Source organism: Variovorax cryoconiti (genome assembly GCF_051216395.1).
Classification (GTDB): domain Bacteria; phylum Pseudomonadota; class Gammaproteobacteria; order Burkholderiales; family Burkholderiaceae_C; genus Variovorax.
This window is the reverse complement of record NZ_JBPJZI010000004.1, coordinates 284,860-301,396: the sequence shown is the minus strand read 5'-3', so window position 1 is coordinate 301,396 and position 16,537 is coordinate 284,860. Positions and strand designations below refer to the sequence as shown.

Genomic DNA, 16,537 nt, shown 5'->3' with positions numbered 1-16,537 from the left:
GAGACATCCATGCCCCGTACCGTCGACTATTACTTCACCCCGCAGAGTCCCTGGACCTACCTCGGACACGACCGCTTCGCCGCCATCGCGAACGCAGCCGGCGCCACCGTGCGGGTGCGGCCGGTCGACTTCGGCGCGGTGTTTCCGGTCTCGGGCGGCCTGCCGCTGGGCAAGCGTGCGCCGCAGCGCCAGGCCTACCGACTGGTCGAGATGGCGCGCTTCTCGCAGCACCTGGGCCTGCCGATGAACGTCAAGCCGCGCTTTTTCCCGGTGTCGGGCGACGATGCGTCCAAGCTCATCATCGCGGTCGACATGCAGGACGGCGTCGACGCGGCGATGCAGGTCTGCGGCGCGATCTTCGCGGCCGTGTGGGTGCAGGAGCGCAACATCGCCGACCCGAAGGTGCTGTCGGCGATCGCCGTCGAATGCGGCCTGCCGAGCCAGCGGGTCGAGCAGTCGCAGAGCCAGGCCGTGCAGGAGCGCTACGAGGCCTTCACGCAGGAAGCCATCGACGCGCAGGTGTTCGGCGCCCCCACGTACGCGATCGACGGCGAACTGTTCTGGGGCCAGGACCGGCTCCACTTCGTCGAACGCGCGCTGCAAGGCAAGACCCACTGATTCCCTCAATCCAACAGGAGCAACGACCATGGGTCAATTCATCGATCTCATCGCCAAAGACGGCTTCACCTTCCCCGCCTACGTGGCGGAACCCGCGGGTCAGCCCAAGGGCGCCATCGTCGTGCTGCAGGAGATCTTCGGCGTCAACTCGCACATCCGCTCGGTGGCCGACGGCTATGCGGCCGCGGGCTACCTGGCCGTGGCACCGGCGACCTTCCACCGCGTGAAGCCCGGCGTCGAACTCGGCTACACCGGCGACGACATGCAGGCCGGCTCGGCGCTCAAGGCCGCGGTCGAGGCGCTGCCCGCGCCCGGCGTGCTGCAGGACGTGCAGGCGGCGGTCGCGTACGCCGCGAAGGCGGGCAAGGTCGGCATCGTCGGCTACTGCTGGGGCGGCCTGCTGACCTGGCGCTCGGCCGCGGAGGTCTCGGGCATCGCGGCAGCCGCACCCTACTACGGCGGCGGCATGACCACGCCCGAGGAATCGGCCCGCAGCCCGAAGGTGCCGGTGCTCGCGCACTTCGGCAGCAAGGACCACTGGATCTCGCTCGAGTCGGTCGAGGCCTTCAAGAAGGCGCAGCCGGAAGTCGAGGTGCACATCTACGAAGCCGATCACGGCTTCAACTGCGACCAGCGCGGCTCGTACGACGCGGCTGCCGCCACGCTGGCGAAGGAACGCACCCTGGCCTTCTTCGCCAAGCACATCGGTTGATGCTTATTTCTTGACCGCCTTGGCGCGGGCCCCGATGCGGGTCTGCAGGAAGTCGAGCAGGGCCTTCAGCGCGGCGCTGTTGTGGCGCCGTTGCAGGTACGCGGCCGACAGCCACATGTCGCTGCGCACATAGGGCTGGAGCGCCGGCACCAGTTCGCCGCGGTCGATGTGCGGCTGCACCAGCAGCGCCGGCATGTAGATCACGCCGAAGCCGTGCAGCGCCACCTCGATCAGCGGCCCGGCCTCGGTGGCGTCCATGCGGCTCTTGACCGACACGTCCAGCGGCTTGCCTTCCACATCGAAGCGCCATTGCGGATGCGTGCCCAGGCGCGAATGCGTCAAGGCGTCGTGGCCGGCCAGATCGGACGGGTGCTCGGGCATGCCGTGCTTCTTCCAGTACAGCGGCGACGCACACACCACCAGCGGCATCTGCAGCAGCTTGCGCACGATCAGGTTGTCGTCGGCGATGGGCCCGAAGCGCAAGGCGACGTCGATCGCTTCCTCGGCCATGTCGACCGTGCGGTTGCTCAGGTGCAGGCTGATGCTGACGTCGGGGTAGTAGCCCATGAACTGCGCCAGCAGCGTGGGCAGGTCGCCCTGGCCCATGCCGTGCGGGGCCGAGATGCGCAGGCGGCCGGTGGGCCGGCTCGCGTGCTCCTGGATCTCGGCCTGCGTGAGCGCCACCATCTCCATCACGGGCGTGCTGCGTTCGAGCAGCAACGCGCCGGCGTCGGTCAGGCTCACCGAGCGCGTCGAGCGGTTGAGCAGCCGCACGCCGAAGCGTGTCTCGAGTTCGGCGACGTACTTGCTGACGGTCGCCTTCGACATGTCGAGCCGCTTGGCCGCACGCGAAAAGCTACCGAGTGTCGCGACTTCGCGGAAGGTCTTCAGAAGGTCGAAGCTGTCCATGGTGTGCGGGGTAAAGGCTGGGATGCAGCGCGTCCGATTGTTTCGTATTCATGAACACCGTGGTTCATTTTTCTCAAGGCTTGCCCCGCATTTTCCTTCGAGAATTCGTCCCACGGGCCAGCCGCCAGAAGCCAGCCCGATCTTTGAACAACATCCGAGGAAACGACCCATGAAGACCGCTCAAATCATCGCCGCTGCTGCCCTGACCCTTCTCGCCGCCGCCGGCGCCCAGGCCGAAACCTATAGCGGCGTCCAGCAAGTGGTGTCGGTCAAGAGCCGTGCCGCTGTCGACGCAGAAGCCGTCGCCGCTGCGAACGCACCCGACCAGAACATCAACCGCAGCTCGAAGGTGGCGCCGGCCCTGCCGTCGCCCGCCAGCCGCTCGGCCGTCGCTGCCGAAGCCGTGGCAGCCGCCAATGCCGCCAACCAGAACCTGGACCGCAAGTCCTTCGTGAACAGCACGGTGCCTGCCGAGTACACGAACGGTTCGCTGGCAACCAAGCGCGCCGGCCTGTGATCGCTGCGGCCGCACCCAGCGGCCGTGGTTGATTCAGACCTTCGACAAAAAGGCCGGACGGTGCGTCGCACCGCCCGGCCTTTTTGCGTGCGGGCTCAGCGGGCGGTGCGCGCCAGGTAGCGCTTGCGCCAGAACAGCACGACCAGTGCCACCGCGATGAAGCCCATCGAGCCCATCGCGATCCAGAAGCCGTCGGCCTTGTGCACCAGCGGGATGAATTCGAAGTTCATCCCGAAGATGCCGGCGATCAGGTTGAGCGGCAGGAAGATGGCGGTGAGCACCGTCAGCACCCGCATGATGTCGTTGGCGCGGTGGCTCTGCACGCTGAAGTGCATCTGCACGGCGGTCTCGGCGTTCTGCTCCAGCCGGCGCACGTGGTGAACCACGCGCTCGATGTGCTCGAGCACGTCGCGGCTGCGCACCATGATCAGTTCGCGCTCTCGTATGTCGGCGGGCAGTTCGGGCGTCGGCAGCGTTTCCATCGCGTCGATCCAGTCCTGCACGGCCGAACGCTGGTCTTCGCAGATCTCGTCGAGGTGGTGCAGCGACTGGCGCGCATCCATCAGTGCGCCCCAATTGGTGAAGCGGCTGCGCGGATCGATCAGCTCGGCCTGCCAGTGGTCGAGCTGGCGCGTCAGTTCGCGCCGCAGGTCGAGGTACGCGTCGACGATCTGGTTCAGCACGCGCAACATCAGGTCGGCCGGGCCGGTGGGAACGCGCGCACTGGTGGCGCGCACGTCGAGGGCCGGTGCTGCGGCGTCGCCGCGGTCGCTGCGTGCGGCGGCCATCAGCTTGGCCGCGTAGACGTCGCGCACCGCGCCGTCTTCCGGATGCACCGACACCAGCACCCGATCGAACACCGCGAACCCGACCGGCCGGGTGTCGACCCGGCGAAGCACGGGCGGGCCGCTGCGTGCCGTCGGCGCTTCGCCGGCCGACGGCACGGCACGCTGGGCCGCAGCAGCCAGTCGGCGGAACACGAGCACGTCGTACTGCGAGGTGTAGTCGTAGTGCGAGGGCAACTGGTCGTTGAGCAGGTCGCTCACGTGCAGGTCGACCAGCTGCGTGCCGCACAGCGTCTGCAGGATGCCTTGCACATCGGCGAGCGACGCACGGAACTCGTCGCGCGTGAGCGAGAGCCACAGGTAGCCGTTCTGGCAGGCGCCGGGCAGCGTCAGCGGGGCCAGGGCGTCGTGCTCGGCGACCTGCGAGCCGGTGATCTCGAAAATTCGCACGGGAAGGGTGGCTTCAGCGCTGCTGTTTCAGAAGCCGGGCGGCGTCGCGCGCGAAATAGGTCAGCACCCCATCGGCGCCCGCGCGCTTGAAGGCCAGCAGGCTTTCGAGCATCACCGCATCGTGGTCGAGCCAGCCGTTCTGCGCGGCGGCCTTGAGCATCGCGTACTCGCCGCTCACCTGGTAGGCGAAGGTGGGCACGCGGAACTCGTCCTTCACCCGGCGCACGATGTCCAGGTAGGGCATGCCGGGCTTGACCATCACCATGTCGGCGCCTTCGGCGATGTCGATGCCGACTTCGCGCAGGGCCTCATCGCTGTTGCCCGGGTCCATCTGGTAGACCTTCTTGTTGCTCTTGCCGAGGTTGCTGGCGGAGCCGACCGCGTCGCGGAACGGGCCGTAAAAGGCGCTCGCGTACTTGGCGCTGTACGCCATGATCCGCGTGTGGATGTGGCCATGGGCCTCGAGCGCGTCGCGCACCGCGCCGATGCGGCCGTCCATCATGTCGCTGGGCGCGACGATGTCGACGCCGGCCTCGGCCTGCGTCAGCGCCTGCTTCACCAGCACCTCGACCGTCACGTCGTTGAGCACGTAGCCGGTGTCGTCGAGCAGGCCGTCCTGGCCGTGGCTGGTGTAGGGGTCGAGCGCCACGTCGGTCATCACGCCCAGTTCGGGAAAGCGTGCTTTCAGCGCCGCCACGACGCGTGGGATCAGACCGTCGGGATTGAAGGCTTCGTCGCCGGCCGGGGTCTTCCGCGACCCGTCGATCACCGGGAACAGCGCCATCACCGGGATGCCCAGTGCCACGCATTCCTCGGCCACCGGCAGCAGGGTGTCGAGGCTGAAGCGCTCGACGCCCGGCATCGAGGCCACCGCATCGCGCTTGTTCTGCCCTTCCTGCACGAACACGGGATAGATCAGGTCGTGCGCGGTGAGCGCGTGCTCGCGGACCAGATTGCGCGTGAAGCTGTCACGGCGAAGGCGGCGCGGCCGGCCGGCGGGGAAGGGGGCGGGGAGGGTCATGTGGAAAATTGTGCACGATGTGCCTTACCCGTCGCTGTGCCAGCGTTGGCGGAGAGCGGGCGGCGGGCGGGCGGGCGGGCGGGCCGGGCCGTCCTGTCGGGCAAAGTGTGCAAATGTCAGAAAAAGTTAACCATTTGCTTGATACGGTGATTTTGCTTTGTTAAATTCCATCTCGGGCGGCTTGCCGCTCCCCGCTTTTCCTCCCTGAGCGGGTGCCTTGATGTGTGACAGCAAAAGGGCTTCCCAGCCCGGCGTTTCTAACGCCGGGCTTTTTTTTGTCCGGTTCTGCGCCGCGTGGTACCCGCCGCCCGGTGGGCCGGCACGCTCTAAACTGCCGCCATGCTCTGGATCAAATCGCTGCACATCGTCTTCATTGCCAGCTGGTTTGCCGGGCTCTTCTATCTTCCGCGCATCTTCGTGAATCTCGCCATGGTGCCGCCCGGCTCGGAAGCCGAGCGCGCCCGCTTGCTGCTCATGGCGCGCAAGCTGCTGCGTTTCACCACGTTCCTGGCCGTCCCGGCGCTGGTCTTCGGCGTCTGGCTGTGGATGGGCTACGGAATCGGACGTGGTCCGGGCAACGGTTGGATGCACGCCAAGCTGGCGCTGGTGCTGGTCGTGATCGGCTACCACCACGGCTGCGGCGTGATCCTGCGCAAGCTCGCAGCCGGCACCGACCGGCGCAGCCACCGCTGGTACCGGTGGTTCAACGAAGTGCCGGTGCTGCTGCTGCTGGCCATCGTCGTGCTGGTTGTCGTCAAGCCGTTCTGACGCGTTACGGCCCACCGTCCTCATCGCCCGGTGAACACGCCGCACAAGTCCGCCGCGCTGCCGCTCGCACTGGCCTATGCGGCACTGATCGTCTACGCGAGCCTCTATCCGTTCGCTGACTGGCGCGACCAGGGCATCGCGCCGTGGTCCTACCTGTGGGCGCCATGGCCCAAGTACTGGACCGGGTTCGACTTCGGCATCAACGTGGCGGGCTATGTCCCGCTGGGTTTTCTCATGGCGCTGGCCGTGCTGCGCACGCGCGCGGAGGCCGGCGGCTGGCAGGCGGTGCTGCGCGCCGGGCTGGCCGGCAGCGCGATCGCCTTCGCGATGGAAACGTTGCAGAGCTATCTGCCGGCACGCATCCCGTCGAACGTCGACCTCGGCCTGAATGCGCTCGGCGCTTTCGCCGGTGCGGTGCTGGCCGCCGGCCTCGAGCGCATCGGTGCGGTGGCCCGATGGAGCCGCGCGCGCTCGTACTGGTTCGTCGACGACGCGCGCGGTGGTCTGGTGCTGCTGGCGCTCTGGCCCGTGGCGCTGCTCTTTCCGGCGGCGGTGACTTTCGGGCTGGGCCAGGTGTTCGAGCGGCTCGAGGCGGCGATCGCCGAGTGGCTGATCGACACGCCCTTCCTCGACTGGATGCCCCTGCGCGAATTCGAGCTGCAGCCGCTGGTGCCGGCCGTCGAGCTGCTGTGCGTCATGCTGGGCGCGCTGGTGCCGTGCCTGCTGGGTTTTCTGGTCACACGATCGGTGGCGCGGCGTGCGCTGCTGATGCCGGCGATCCTGGCGGCCGGTGTCGCGGCCAGTGCGCTGTCGGCGGCGCTGAGCTGGGGCCCGGAGCACACGTGGGCCTGGCTGAGCCTGCCGGTGCAGGTCGGCATCGCCGCGGCGGTGGTCGTGGGCGTGCTGCTGCTCGGAGCGCCGCGGCGGCTCTGCGCCGCGTTGCTGCTGGTGGCACTGGTGCTGCACCTGAGCCTGCTCAACCAGGCGCCCGAGAGCGCCTATTTCGCGCAGACGCTGGCCACCTGGGAGCAGGGGCGTTTCATCCGCTTCCACGGGCTGGCGCAATGGCTGGGCTGGCTGTGGCCCTTCGCGACGCTGGGCTACGTGCTGGCGGCGCTGTCGCGGCGCACGCGCCAAACCTAGAATCGGTCGATGCCTTCTTCCACCTCGGCCGGCACGTCCGGCATGCCCGGCTACTACGAACGCCACATCTTCTTCTGCCTGAACGAACGCAAGAACGGCGAGGACGCCTGCGCCAAGCACAACGCACAGGAGGGCTTCGACCGCTGCAAGTCGAAGGTGAAGGAGGCGGGCCTGGCCGGTGTCGGCAAGGTGCGCGTCAACAAGGCGGGTTGCCTCGACCGCTGCGCCGGCGGGCCGGTGGCGGTCGTCTACCCGGAAGCGGTCTGGTACACCTTCGTGGATGCGGACGACATCGACGAGATCGTCGATTCGCACCTGAAGAACGGGCAGGTGGTCGAACGCTTGTTGCTGCCGCCCGACGTGGGCCGCTGAACCCGACCCTGCATCCGTGATGAATTCGCAGACCGAGAAACTTCGCCTGGAAGGCGCGGCGGGCGTCATCGACGCCCAGCGCGACCTGCCGCCCGGCGGCGCCGCATCGCGTGGCGTCGCCGTGATCGCCCATCCGCACCCGCTCTTCGGCGGGACCATGGACAACAAGGTCGTGCAGACGCTGGCCCGCGCCTTCGTGGCGAGCGGCTGGACCGCGGTGCGCTTCAACTTCCGCGGCGTTGGCGCCAGCGAAGGCACGCACGACGAAGGGCGCGGCGAGACCGAGGACTTCGCGGCGGTGCTGGCGCAGGTTGCGCCCGACGGGCCGGTCGCCGTGGCGGGCTTTTCCTTCGGCGGCTTCGTGACGGTGAATGCGCTGCAGGCGCTGTGGGCGGCGCGCGAGGTGCAGCAGGTGGTGCTCGTGGGGACCAGCGTGGCGCGCGTCGTGCCGCCGCCGCTGCCCGAGGGCGCGCTCGAGCGCACACTGGTCGTGCACGGCGAGGCCGACGACACGGTGGCCCTGTCGGCGGTGATGGATTGGGCGCGCCCGCAGTCACTTCCTGTCACAGTCGTTCCCGGGGGCGGCCATTTCTTTCACGGACAATTGCCGCTCTTGAAAAATCTCGTGGCCCGCCATCTGCGCGCGGCCTGATCTGCAGTCTTCCCATCTCCCATGACACGTATCTCTGACGCGCTCCGCGCGCTGGTGCTGGCCGCCGCCGCATCGTTCTGCCTGCTGGCTTCGGCGCAGGTGCCGGTGCCGCCCGAAGTCGCCGCCCGCAGCTACCTCCTGCTCGACGTCACGGCCAACCAGATGCTGGCGCAGAAGGACATCGACAGCCCGGTCGAGCCGGCCTCGCTGACCAAGCTGATGTCGGCCTACCTGGTCTTCGATGCGCTCAAATCCAAGAAGATCAACCTCACCCAGACGCTGCCCGTGAGCGCGCGTGCCTGGAAGATGCCGGGCTCGCGCATGTTCATCGACCCGAAGATGCAGGTGCCGGTCGACGACCTCGTCAAGGGGATGATCGTCCAGTCGGGCAACGACGCCACCATGGCGCTCGCCGAGGGCGTGGGCGGTACCGCCGAGCATTTCATCGAACTCATGAACGAGCAGGCCAAGGCCCTCGGCATGAAGAACACGGCGTACAAGAATCCCGAAGGCCTCACGGTGCCGGGCCACACCACGACGGCGCGCGACCTGAGCATCCTGGCCACGCGGCTGATGCACGACTTTCCGGAGTACGTGCACTACTACGCCATCAAGAAGTACCGCTACCCGGGTACGCCGTCGACCAACGACACCAACCGCAACCTGCTGCTGTTCCGCGACCCGACCGTCGACGGCCTGAAGACCGGCCACACCGACGCCGCCGGCTACTGCATGATCGTGACGGCCAAGCGCGACTTCCCGAACCTGGCCGGTGGCCGCCGGCTGCTGTCGATCGTGCTGGGTGCGTCCAGCGAGAACGTGCGCGCCAACGAATCGCAGAAACTGCTGAACTGGGGCTACACGGCCTTCGACGCCGTCAAGCTGTTCGATGCCAACCAGCCTGCGGCCACGCCGGCGGTGTGGAAGGGCAAGGTCGACACCGTCAAGCTGGGCCGTCCGGAGGCGATCGTGGTGTCGGTGCCGGCCGGTTCGGCCAGCAAGATCAAGACGCAGGTCGCGCGCCCCGACCCGCTGGTGGCGCCGTTCGCGAAGAACCAGGCCGTCGGTTCGCTCAAGGTCCTGCTGGGCGACGAGCCGGTCGCCGAGGTGCCGCTGGTGGTGCTGGAGCCGGTGGAGCAGGCCGGCATCCTGGGCCGGGCCTGGGACGCCATCCGTCTCTGGATCAAGTAAAACGCCCAAGACCTGGGCGGCCTGCTATACTCGCAGGCTTTTCGGAAATTTCCGAAGGGTTTCACGTTTTCGTCATTCCCCGGTTCCTCATGTCACGATGAGGGTCAGTGCCGGGATGTTTTGGGACTTATTCATTCATGCCAACCATCAATCAACTGGTGCGTCAGGGTCGAACGGTCGAGAAGATCAATTCGAAGAGCCCTGCCATGCAGAACTCGCCGCAACGTCGCGGTGTCTGCACCCGCGTCTACACCACGACGCCTAAGAAGCCGAATTCCGCGCTGCGCAAGGTCGCCAAGGTGCGCCTGACCAACGGTTTCGAAGTCATCTCCTACATCGGCGGCGAAGGCCACAACCTGCAGGAACACAGCGTGGTGCTGGTTCGTGGCGGTCGTGTCAAGGACTTGCCCGGTGTTCGTTACCACATCGTGCGCGGTTCGCTCGACTTGCAAGGCGTGAAAGACCGCAAGCAGTCGCGTTCCAAGTACGGCGCGAAGCGCCCCAAGAAGGCTTAAGCCTTCTTTCTGTCGATTCAACGGTGTTCGGTTGCCTTGGCGGGCACATCGAACGAAGTGACCCACTATCGGGTCGAGTAAGTGAGAGTTCTTGTTGGCTCTCGCGGTACCGCAAACGGTGCCAACTGAAGCAAAGAGGTTAGTAACATGCCACGTCGTCGCGAAGTCCCCAAACGTGAAATCCTGCCGGACCCGAAGTTCGGCAATGTCGAGCTGTCCAAATTCATGAACGTGATCATGGAAGGCGGCAAGAAGGCTGTGGCCGAACGCATCATTTATGGTGCGCTCGAGCAGATCGAGAAGAAGAACCCGGGCAAGGACCCGGTGGAAGCCTTCACGATGGCCATCAACAATGTGAAGCCGATGGTCGAAGTGAAGTCGCGCCGCGTCGGTGGCGCGAACTACCAGGTGCCTGTCGAAGTGCGCCCGGTGCGCCGTCTGGCGCTGTCGATGCGCTGGATCAAGGAAGCCGCCCGCAAGCGTGGCGAAAAGTCGATGGCCCTGCGTCTGGCCAACGAACTCATGGAAGCCACGGAAGGCCGTGGCGGTGCCATGAAGAAGCGCGATGAAGTGCACCGCATGGCCGAGGCCAACAAGGCCTTCAGCCACTTCCGCTTCTAAAAGACCGTCCCTCAATCAGACAGGCTGGAAGCCCGACCTACCGTGTGGTGGGCGGGCTTTCATCCGTTAACGGAGTAAATTTTCATGGCACGCAATACCCCTATCGAGCGCTACCGCAACATCGGTATCTCGGCGCACATCGACGCTGGCAAAACCACGACGACCGAGCGCATCCTTTTTTACACGGGCGTGAACCACAAGATCGGCGAAGTGCACGACGGCGCTGCCACGATGGACTGGATGGAGCAGGAGCAGGAGCGTGGCATCACGATCACCTCGGCTGCCACCACCTGCTTCTGGAAGGGCATGGCCGGTACGTTCGACGAACACCGCATCAACATCATCGACACCCCCGGCCACGTGGACTTCACGATTGAAGTCGAGCGCTCGATGCGGGTGCTCGACGGCGCCGTGATGGTGTACGACGCCGTCGGCGGCGTGCAGCCCCAGTCGGAAACCGTCTGGCGCCAGGCCAACAAGTACAAGGTTCCGCGTCTCGCGTTCGTCAACAAGATGGACCGCACCGGCGCCGACTTCCTGCGCGTGCGCCAGATGATGGTCGACCGCCTGAAGGCCAACCCGGTCGTGATCCAGATCCCGATCGGCGCCGAAGACCGCTTCCAAGGCATCGTCGACCTCGTCAAGATGAAGTCGATCATCTGGGACGACGACAAGGGCGTGACCTTCAAGTACGGTGAAATTCCTGCCGACCTCGCCGACGTGTGCGCCGAATACCGCGAGAAGCTGGTGGAGGCCGCTGCCGAGTCGAGCGAAGAGCTGATGAACAAGTACCTCGAGGGCGAGGCCCTGACCGAACTCGAGATCAAGGCCGGCATCCGTCAGCGCACCATCGCCGGCGAAATCCAGCCGATGCTGTGCGGCTCGGCGTTCAAGAACAAGGGCGTCCAAGCCATGCTCGACGCCGTCGTCGAATACATGCCCGCACCGACCGACATTCCGCCGGTCAAGGGCATGGATGAAGACGAGGTCCCGACGACCCGCAAGGCCGACGACAGCGAAAAGTTCTCGGCGCTGGCGTTCAAGCTGATGACCGACCCGTTCGTGGGCCAGTTGACCTTCGTGCGCGTCTATTCGGGCGTGTTGACCAAGGGCGACAGCGTCTACAACCCGGTGCGCGGCAAGAAAGAGCGCATTGGCCGGATCGTGCAGATGCACGCCAACAACCGCGTGGAAGTCAACGAAATTCGCGCTGGCGACATTGCCGCCTGCATTGGTTTGAAGGAAGTGACCACGGGTGAAACCTTGTGCGATCCGACCTCGATCCTGACGCTCGAGCGCATGGTGTTCCCGGAATCGGTGATCTCGCAAGCGGTCGAGCCCAAGACCAAGGTCGACCAGGAAAAGATGGGCATCGCATTGCAGCGTCTGGCGCAGGAAGATCCGTCCTTCCGCGTGAAGACCGACGAAGAGTCGGGCCAGACCATCATCGCCGGCATGGGCGAACTGCATCTGGAAATCATCGTGGACCGCATGAAGCGCGAGTTCGGCGTGGAAGCCAACGTGGGCAAGCCGCAGGTGGCTTACCGCGAAACGATCCGCAAGACCGTCGAAGATGCTGAAGGCAAGTTCGTTCGCCAGTCGGGCGGTAAGGGTCAGTATGGCCACGTCGTGCTCAAGGTCGAGCCGCAAGAGCCGGGCAAGGGTTTCGAGTTCGTCGACGCCATCAAGGGCGGCGTGGTTCCTCGCGAGTACATTCCCGCGGTCGAGAAGGGCGTGATCGAGGCGCTGAACCAGGGCGTGCTGGCCGGCTACCCGGTCGTCGACGTCAAGGTCACGCTGCACTTTGGTTCGTACCACGACGTGGACTCGAACGAAATGGCGTTCAAGATGGCTGCGATTTTCGGCTTCAAGGAAGGCTGCCGCAAGGCCAGCCCGGTGATCCTCGAGCCGATGATGGCCGTGGAAGTCGAAACGCCTGAAGACTACGCCGGCAACGTGATGGGCGATCTGTCCAGCCGTCGCGGCATGGTGCAAGGCATGGAAGACATGATGGGTGGCGGCAAGGCCATCAAGGCTGAAGTGCCGCTGTCGGAAATGTTCGGCTACTCGACCACGCTGCGTTCGATGTCGCAAGGCCGCGCCACGTACACGATGGAGTTCAAGCACTACGCGGAAGCTCCCCGCAACGTGGCCGAGGCGATCGTCGCTTCTCGCGCCAAGTAAGTTTCAAGAATGTGGGGCCGCGCAGTGCGCGGCCCTTCCTGTCTGCGATCCGGTGCCGCCCTGTTCCCGTGCGGGGCGAACCAGCAATCGGATGCAGACATAAAACCAATACACGGGACTGCTCTTTCTAAGGATTGAAAATGGCAAAAGGTAAATTCACCCGCACCAAGCCGCACGTGAACGTGGGCACGATCGGTCACGTCGACCATGGCAAGACCACGCTGACGGCGGCGATCGCAACGGTTCTGTCGGCCAAGTTCGGCGGCGAAGCCAAGGCGTACGACCAGATCGACGCGGCGCCTGAAGAAAAGGCCCGCGGCATCACGATCAACACCGCGCACGTCGAGTACGAAACGGCCAACCGCCACTACGCGCACGTGGACTGCCCCGGCCACGCCGACTATGTGAAGAACATGATCACCGGCGCTGCCCAGATGGACGGCGCCATCCTGGTGTGCTCGGCCGCCGACGGCCCGATGCCCCAGACCCGTGAACACATCCTGCTGGCACGCCAGGTGGGTGTGGGCTACATCATCGTGTTCCTGAACAAGTGCGACATGGTCGACGACGCCGAGCTGCTCGAGCTGGTTGAAATGGAAGTGCGCGAGCTGCTGGACAAGTACGAATTCCCGGGCGACGCCACCCCCATCATCCACGGCTCGGCCAAGCTCGCCCTGGAAGGCGACAAGGGCCCGCTGGGTGAGCAAGCCATCATGAAGCTGGCCGACGCGCTGGACACCTACATCCCGACGCCCGAGCGTGCCATCGACGGCGCGTTCCTGATGCCGGTGGAAGACGTGTTCTCGATCTCGGGTCGCGGCACGGTGGTGACCGGTGCCGTCGAGCGCGGCATCATCAAGGTCGGCGAGGAAATCGAGATCGTCGGCATCCGCCCGACCGTCAAGACCACCTGCACCGGCGTGGAAATGTTCCGCAAGCTGCTGGACCAAGGTCAAGCTGGCGACAACGTGGGTGTGCTGCTGCGCGGCACCAAGCGCGAAGACGTCGAGCGCGGCCAGGTGCTGTGCAAGCCCGGTTCGATCAAGCCGCACGTGCACTTCACCGCCGAGGTGTATGTGCTGAGCAAGGACGAAGGCGGCCGTCACACGCCGTTCTTCAACAACTACCGCCCGCAGTTCTACTTCCGCACGACGGACGTGACCGGCGCGATCGAGCTGCCTGCGGACAAGGAAATGGTCATGCCTGGCGACAACGTGAGCATCACCGTGAAGCTGATCAACCCGATCGCCATGGAAGAAGGCCTGCGCTTCGCCATCCGCGAAGGCGGCCGTACCGTGGGTTCGGGCGTCGTGGCCAAGATCCTCGACATCTAAGCCGGACGCAAAGGAATCACCATGGCTACCAAGCAAAAGATCCGCATCCGCCTGAAGGCGTTCGACTACAAGCTGATCGACCAGTCGGCTGCCGAGATCGTCGACACTGCCAAGCGCACCGGCGCCATCGTCAAGGGCCCCGTGCCCCTGCCGACGCGCATGAAGCGTTTCGACATCCTGCGTTCGCCGCACGTCAACAAGACGTCGCGCGACCAGTTCGAGATCCGCACGCACCAGCGCCTGATGGACATCGTTGACCCGACCGACAAGACCGTGGACGCGCTGATGAAGCTCGACCTGCCGGCTGGCGTCGACGTCGAGATCAAGCTGCAGTAAGTCTTTCGACTTCTGCATGCGTCAAGGCCCGTCGGCAGCCATGCCGACGGGCCTTTTTTTGTGCGCTTCGGGCCATGCAGCTGTGGCATTCTCCGAAGAGCGGGTAGCGAATGGCGCCACCGGCTCAAGGAGTTCTACATGGGTCGAAAGTGGTTGTCCCGGGTGTGCCTGGTGCTTTGCGTCGCGGCGCTTGCCGCATGCGGCGGCGGTGGGGGCGGCGGTGAGACCGCGCCCGCGAGCGGGCCGGCTTCGACCGACGGCACGGTCGCGATCCAAGGTCTCGCGACCTTCGACTCGGTGCCGAATGCAAGCAGCGGTCGGCTCGACTACAGCGCCATCAGCGCCAAGCCGATCCGGGGCGCGCTCGTCGAGGCCGTGACCGACAATGGCAGCCGGGTGCTGGCGAGCGGCACCACGAGCGAAGCGGGCGCTTATGCCTTGTCGGTTCCGGTGAACACGACGGTGCAGATCCGTGTGCGTGCGCAGCTTCAGCGCAGCGGCGCACCGAGCTGGGACGTGACGGTGCGCGACAACACCGCTTCTGGCGCGATCTACAGCATTCAGTCGGCCGCCTTCGGCAGCGGCAGCGCGGCATCCCTCCAGCGCGATATCCATGCGCCGTCCGGCTGGAGCGGCAGCGCCTATGCGAGCACGCGCGCCGCCGGCCCCTTTGCGCTGCTCGACACGGTGTATGTGGCGGTCAACAAGGTCGTGTCCGTTGCCCCCGCGCTGAACTTCCCCGCGTTGCGCGTCTACTGGAGCGTCAACAACGTTCCATCGCCGGGTGACCCGGCACTCGGACAGATTGGCACCACGTTCTTTCGCTCGGAAAGCAACGGCACACGCGCCATCTACGTTCTCGGTCGGGCCGACGTCGACACCGATGAGTACGACGCGTCGGTGGTGGCCCACGAATGGGGCCACTACTACCAGTCCGCTTTCAGCCGCGATGATTCGCCGGGCGGGGCGCACGGCCCCGGAGATTTGCTCGACCGCCGCCTGGCTTTTTCGGAAGGTTGGGGCAATGCGTGGTCCGGCATCGCCTTGGGCCGCTCCACGTACAGCGATTCGGGCGACGTCGGTCAGGCTGGCGGCTTCTCGCTCGATCTGAGCGCCGCCCCGGCCACGAATCGGGGGTGGTTCAACGAGCAGTCGATGCAGGCCATCTTCTGGAACCTGGAGCGGGCCGCCGGCTTCGGCGCCATTCACGCGACCATGACCGGGCCGTTCAAGAGCGGTTTGCCGGTGACCTCCATCCACCCGTTCGCGGCCGCCTTCGCCGTGGCCGCGCCCTCCCAGGCGAGCACGCTGGCGAACCTGCTGGCCGGCCAATCCATCAGTTCCTCGACCAACGATCCCTTTGGAGCGCTGGAAACCAACAATGGCGGTGTGGCACTCGCCACGCCGCTCTACGGCACGACGGCAACGCAGGCCTGCGTGACCAACCAGGCCGGGTCCGCCAACAAGCTTGGCAATTTCGCGTACGTCCGCTTCACCCTGGCGAGTGCCGGCAGCCACCGCATCATCGTTTCCGGTCCGGGCACCACCGACCCCAACTTCGTGGTCTACCAGGGCGGGGTGATCGGTGCGAGTGAGGCCCTGTTGCCCGCCATGGAAGACGCCACCCTGAACCTGCCGGCAGGCGAAAGTGTCCTGGTGATCCAGGACTTCAATGCGACCACTGCATGTTTCAACGTCTCGATCACCTGAGGAGTGTGGCCATGAGCGCCCAGTCATCCTTCGCCCATCCGCGTCTCGCCCTGCTGGTCTTGCTGGCAGTGACCGTTGCCACGCCAGCCTGTGCCGACAGTGCCGGTCCGGGGCACGCCCGGCAAGCCGGCGCCGTCCCGGCCGCCCTGAAGGCCGTCGCACCCCGCAAGGCGAATGGCTCCGGCATCGAGGTGCAGTTCCGTATCGACGGTACCCCGCGTCTGGGCGAGGCGCTGCCGATCACCCTGAGCTTCGTCGGCGTCACCGATCCCTCGGGGGCGAGCGTCCGCTTCACGGCCGACACCGGACTGTCGTTGCCCTCCGCCTACCTGTCGAGGCTTCCGCTCGCAGCCGGCCAGCCTGCACCGACGATGACGGTGCCCGTCACGCCGACCGCTGATGGCCTGGCCTACCTCAACGTCTTCACCACACAGGGCGGCTCGACCAGCGCCAATTCGGTGCCGGTCCAGGTCGGCAGGCCGGCGGCCTCCAAGGCCGGCGGCGAACTCAAGTCGACGCCGGCCGGCGACAAGATCCTGATCGTTCCGGTTCCCTGACCCGGGGCCTTGTGCTGTCGCGCCGGCGCAGGCTATAATCGCCGGCTCTGCCCGTTTTGCGCCTCCACAGGTGCAATGCGGTCGGACTTTATCAACCTTCCTTCGTGGCTGGTCCTCTTTAACAGGGTCAGCCAACGCTGTC

General features: G+C 65.9%; 18 protein-coding genes. 15 read left to right on the top strand and 3 right to left on the bottom strand.

The features are described 5' to 3' along the window. The first annotated feature begins 9 nt into the window (after window positions 1-9). Together ACSFA2_RS13310 and ACSFA2_RS13305 are read left to right on the top strand one after the other, a co-directional pair. Window positions 10-618 (top strand): 2-hydroxychromene-2-carboxylate isomerase, encoded by a 609-nt coding sequence (locus ACSFA2_RS13310; protein ID WP_435455776.1) that lies wholly within the window; start codon window positions 10-12, stop codon window positions 616-618. 28 nt (window positions 619-646) lie between these two features. Then, window positions 647-1,330, top strand: coding sequence for a dienelactone hydrolase family protein (locus ACSFA2_RS13305; protein ID WP_435455775.1), 684 nt, complete (start codon window positions 647-649; stop codon window positions 1,328-1,330). 3 nt (window positions 1,331-1,333) lie between these two features. Here the strand turns inward: ACSFA2_RS13305 and ACSFA2_RS13300 are convergent, their stop codons facing one another. Continuing rightward, on the bottom strand, window positions 1,334-2,239 hold the full coding sequence (locus ACSFA2_RS13300; protein WP_435455774.1) for a LysR family transcriptional regulator: 906 nt from the start codon (window positions 2,237-2,239) through the stop codon (window positions 1,334-1,336). A gap of 169 nt (window positions 2,240-2,408) precedes the next feature. Here ACSFA2_RS13300 and ACSFA2_RS13295 point away from each other — a divergent pair, with 169 nt between their 5' ends. Continuing rightward, window positions 2,409-2,756 (top strand): hypothetical protein, encoded by a 348-nt coding sequence (locus ACSFA2_RS13295; RefSeq protein ID WP_435455773.1) that lies wholly within the window; start codon window positions 2,409-2,411, stop codon window positions 2,754-2,756. A 95-nt stretch (window positions 2,757-2,851) separates the two neighbouring features. On the opposite strand, the gene ACSFA2_RS13290 is transcribed toward ACSFA2_RS13295, so the two are convergent. Continuing rightward, window positions 2,852-3,991 (bottom strand): magnesium transporter CorA family protein, encoded by a 1,140-nt coding sequence (locus ACSFA2_RS13290; protein WP_435455772.1) that lies wholly within the window; start codon window positions 3,989-3,991, stop codon window positions 2,852-2,854. 13 nt (window positions 3,992-4,004) lie between these two features. Beyond that, a complete protein-coding gene (gene hemB / locus ACSFA2_RS13285) occupies window positions 4,005-5,012 on the bottom strand; it encodes a porphobilinogen synthase (protein WP_435455771.1) in 1,008 nt (335 codons plus the stop codon). Between the two features lie 339 nt (window positions 5,013-5,351). Between hemB and ACSFA2_RS13280 the strand changes: the two genes are divergently transcribed. From ACSFA2_RS13280 to ACSFA2_RS13225, 12 genes are all read left to right on the top strand, one after another. Then, on the top strand, window positions 5,352-5,780 hold the full coding sequence (locus ACSFA2_RS13280; protein ID WP_435455770.1) for a CopD family protein: 429 nt from the start codon (window positions 5,352-5,354) through the stop codon (window positions 5,778-5,780). A gap of 30 nt (window positions 5,781-5,810) precedes the next feature. Further along, a complete protein-coding gene (locus tag ACSFA2_RS13275) occupies window positions 5,811-6,923 on the top strand; it encodes a VanZ family protein (RefSeq protein ID WP_435455769.1) in 1,113 nt (370 codons plus the stop codon). A gap of 9 nt (window positions 6,924-6,932) precedes the next feature. Then, window positions 6,933-7,295 carry a (2Fe-2S) ferredoxin domain-containing protein gene (locus ACSFA2_RS13270; protein WP_286647096.1) on the top strand — a complete coding sequence of 121 codons (363 nt, stop codon included), beginning with the start codon at window positions 6,933-6,935 and terminating at the stop codon, window positions 7,293-7,295. Between the two features lie 19 nt (window positions 7,296-7,314). Beyond that, a complete protein-coding gene (locus tag ACSFA2_RS13265) occupies window positions 7,315-7,947 on the top strand; it encodes an alpha/beta hydrolase (protein WP_435455768.1) in 633 nt (210 codons plus the stop codon). A gap of 21 nt (window positions 7,948-7,968) precedes the next feature. Continuing rightward, window positions 7,969-9,138, top strand: a complete 1,170-nt coding sequence (locus ACSFA2_RS13260; protein ID WP_435455767.1) for a D-alanyl-D-alanine carboxypeptidase family protein — start codon at window positions 7,969-7,971, stop codon at window positions 9,136-9,138. A 137-nt stretch (window positions 9,139-9,275) separates the two neighbouring features. After that, a complete protein-coding gene (gene rpsL / locus ACSFA2_RS13255; RefSeq protein WP_013543948.1) occupies window positions 9,276-9,653 on the top strand; it encodes a 30S ribosomal protein S12 in 378 nt (125 codons plus the stop codon). 147 nt (window positions 9,654-9,800) lie between these two features. Further along, window positions 9,801-10,274, top strand: a complete 474-nt coding sequence (rpsG, locus tag ACSFA2_RS13250; RefSeq protein ID WP_114968651.1) for a 30S ribosomal protein S7 — start codon at window positions 9,801-9,803, stop codon at window positions 10,272-10,274. A gap of 84 nt (window positions 10,275-10,358) precedes the next feature. Then, window positions 10,359-12,458, top strand: coding sequence for an elongation factor G (fusA, locus tag ACSFA2_RS13245; RefSeq protein ID WP_435455766.1), 2,100 nt, complete (start codon window positions 10,359-10,361; stop codon window positions 12,456-12,458). 140 nt (window positions 12,459-12,598) lie between these two features. Further along, on the top strand, window positions 12,599-13,792 hold the full coding sequence (gene tuf, locus ACSFA2_RS13240) for an elongation factor Tu (protein WP_435455414.1): 1,194 nt from the start codon (window positions 12,599-12,601) through the stop codon (window positions 13,790-13,792). A gap of 21 nt (window positions 13,793-13,813) precedes the next feature. Further along, window positions 13,814-14,128 carry a 30S ribosomal protein S10 gene (gene rpsJ, locus ACSFA2_RS13235; RefSeq protein ID WP_028250951.1) on the top strand — a complete coding sequence of 105 codons (315 nt, stop codon included), beginning with the start codon at window positions 13,814-13,816 and terminating at the stop codon, window positions 14,126-14,128. A gap of 138 nt (window positions 14,129-14,266) precedes the next feature. Next, entirely contained in the window at window positions 14,267-15,838 is a 1,572-nt protein-coding gene (locus ACSFA2_RS13230) for a hypothetical protein (protein WP_435455765.1), read from the top strand. An 11-nt stretch (window positions 15,839-15,849) separates the two neighbouring features. Next, window positions 15,850-16,395 (top strand): hypothetical protein, encoded by a 546-nt coding sequence (locus ACSFA2_RS13225; RefSeq protein ID WP_435455764.1) that lies wholly within the window; start codon window positions 15,850-15,852, stop codon window positions 16,393-16,395. Window positions 16,396-16,537: the final 142 nt, after the last annotated feature.

Coding starts and splice junctions, on each gene's coding strand:
- tuf (WP_435455414.1), top strand. CDS start 12,599: ATGGCAAAAGGTAAATTCACCCGCACCAAGCCGCACGTGAACGTGGGC.
- ACSFA2_RS13305 (WP_435455775.1), top strand. CDS start 647: ATGGGTCAATTCATCGATCTCATCGCCAAAGACGGCTTCACCTTCCCC.
- ACSFA2_RS13300 (WP_435455774.1), bottom strand. CDS start 2,239: ATGGACAGCTTCGACCTTCTGAAGACCTTCCGCGAAGTCGCGACACTC.
- ACSFA2_RS13265 (WP_435455768.1), top strand. CDS start 7,315: ATGAATTCGCAGACCGAGAAACTTCGCCTGGAAGGCGCGGCGGGCGTC.
- ACSFA2_RS13225 (WP_435455764.1), top strand. CDS start 15,850: ATGAGCGCCCAGTCATCCTTCGCCCATCCGCGTCTCGCCCTGCTGGTC.
- ACSFA2_RS13280 (WP_435455770.1), top strand. CDS start 5,352: ATGCTCTGGATCAAATCGCTGCACATCGTCTTCATTGCCAGCTGGTTT.
- ACSFA2_RS13230 (WP_435455765.1), top strand. CDS start 14,267: ATGGGTCGAAAGTGGTTGTCCCGGGTGTGCCTGGTGCTTTGCGTCGCG.
- rpsJ (WP_028250951.1), top strand. CDS start 13,814: ATGGCTACCAAGCAAAAGATCCGCATCCGCCTGAAGGCGTTCGACTAC.
- rpsG (WP_114968651.1), top strand. CDS start 9,801: ATGCCACGTCGTCGCGAAGTCCCCAAACGTGAAATCCTGCCGGACCCG.
- ACSFA2_RS13260 (WP_435455767.1), top strand. CDS start 7,969: ATGACACGTATCTCTGACGCGCTCCGCGCGCTGGTGCTGGCCGCCGCC.
- fusA (WP_435455766.1), top strand. CDS start 10,359: ATGGCACGCAATACCCCTATCGAGCGCTACCGCAACATCGGTATCTCG.
- ACSFA2_RS13270 (WP_286647096.1), top strand. CDS start 6,933: ATGCCTTCTTCCACCTCGGCCGGCACGTCCGGCATGCCCGGCTACTAC.
- hemB (WP_435455771.1), bottom strand. CDS start 5,012: ATGACCCTCCCCGCCCCCTTCCCCGCCGGCCGGCCGCGCCGCCTTCGC.
- ACSFA2_RS13295 (WP_435455773.1), top strand. CDS start 2,409: ATGAAGACCGCTCAAATCATCGCCGCTGCTGCCCTGACCCTTCTCGCC.
- rpsL (WP_013543948.1), top strand. CDS start 9,276: ATGCCAACCATCAATCAACTGGTGCGTCAGGGTCGAACGGTCGAGAAG.
- ACSFA2_RS13310 (WP_435455776.1), top strand. CDS start 10: ATGCCCCGTACCGTCGACTATTACTTCACCCCGCAGAGTCCCTGGACC.